This is a genomic window from Synechococcus sp. WC101, from assembly GCF_047461555.1.
In the GTDB taxonomy this organism is placed as follows: Bacteria; Cyanobacteriota; Cyanobacteriia; order Thermostichales; family Thermostichaceae; genus Thermostichus.
This window is the reverse complement of the sequence record NZ_JANSHG010000287.1, coordinates 1-1533: the sequence shown is the minus strand read 5'-3', so window position 1 is coordinate 1533 and position 1533 is coordinate 1. Positions and strand designations below refer to the sequence as shown.

Annotated in this window: 2 protein-coding genes; both read right to left on the bottom strand. The window is 57.0% G+C overall.

Annotation, left to right across the window (positions count from 1 at the left end):
- Positions 1 to 499: NAD(P)H-quinone oxidoreductase subunit I (gene ndhI, locus NW809_RS12530; RefSeq protein WP_414402293.1), on the bottom strand; the 499-nt coding region annotated here is incomplete at its 3' end.
- A 39-nt stretch (positions 500 to 538) separates the two neighbouring features.
- On the bottom strand, positions 539 to 1533 hold a 995-nt coding region (gene nuoH / locus NW809_RS12525; RefSeq protein WP_414402292.1), incomplete at its 5' end, for an NADH-quinone oxidoreductase subunit NuoH.

Here is a 1533-nt window from a genome sequence, read left to right as displayed (position 1 = left end):
CCCCCTTGGGCAGGTAGGCAAACTCCCGTAGAGGTGTCACCATTGGATCCTCTGTTACTTTGGAAGGCAGGCGACCTAGCGCCACCTGGTGGTAGTTCAGCTCGTGGCGGTCGTAGGTGGCCAGTTCATAGTCTTCGGTAACCGAGAGGCAGTTGGTGGGGCAAAACTCCACGCAATTGGCGCAGAAAATGCACACCCCAAAATCGATGCTGTAACTGTAGAGCTCTTTCTTCTTCAGCTCGGTGTTGTAGACCCAGTCCACCACCGGCAGGTCGATGGGGCAAACCCGAACACAGATCTCGCAGGCAATGCACTTATCGAACTCAAAGTGAATGCGTCCCCGAAAGCGCTCAGAGGGGATCAGCTTCTCAAAGGGATACTGGACAGTTACAGGCCGGCGGTTCATATGGTCGAAGACCACTCCCATCCCCTGACCGATGTACTTGGCTGCTTTGAAGGCATCGCTTACGTATTCGCCAACGCGCTTGAGAAAAGTCATGGCCTGTCCTCTCCCTCTCTCGCTTTCTTTACTTTTCATTCAACCCCCGAAAACGCTCGGGAAGGCAAGTTTCAAAGCCGCCGTCAACAGCAAATTCACAAACGAGACGGGCAGCAGAAATTTCCACCCCAAGTCCAAGAGCTGGTCAATGCGCACCCGCGGCAGGGTCCAGCGCAAGAGGATGGCCAAAAACACAAAGATAAAAGCCTTGACCATCGTCATGAGAATGCCCAACACCGCCGCGCCGATCTGCAAAAAGGGGTTGTCCAACGGGATCCCGAGCCAGGCGGCAATTGTTTCCACCGGCACCACAAACGACCAGCCGCCCAAGTACAACACCGCCGCAATGAGAGAGGCCAGCAGCAAGTTGGCGTAGGATCCCAGGTAAAACAGGGCAAATTTCATGCCGGAGTACTCCGTCTGGTAGCCGGCCACCAGCTCCTCTTCGGCTTCCGGCAAATCAAAGGGGATCCGTTCGGTTTCCGCCAGCGCCGAGATCAGGAAAATGACAAAGCCAATCGGCTGCCGCCACACGTTCCAACTGAGGATCCCCAGCCCACTCTGCTGCTCCACGATCCCCACGGTGTCCAGGCCGTTGCTCATCAGCACCACCGCCAGCACCGACAAGGCCAAGGGCAGTTCGTAGCTAATTGACTGGGCCGCCGCCCGCAGCCCCCCCAGCAGAGAATACTTGTTGTTGGAGCCGTAGCCCGACATCAACAGGCCGATGGGCTGCACGCTGGAGGTGGCGATCAAGAAAAACACCCCGATGGCGATGTTGGAGATCAATAGGTTCTGGCCGAAGGGAACCACCAGATAACACAAAAAGACCGGCAGGAAAACCAGGATCGGCCCCAGCGTGAACAAAACTGGGTCGGCCAAGCTGGGCAGCACATCTTCCTTCGTCAAGAGCTTGATGCCATCGGCAATCGGGATCAGTACCCCCTGTGGCCCGGCCATGTTGGGGCCAATCCGCTGCTGGGCAGCCGCCGAGATCTTCCGCTCTAGCCAGGTCATGACCATCACTCCTAAGG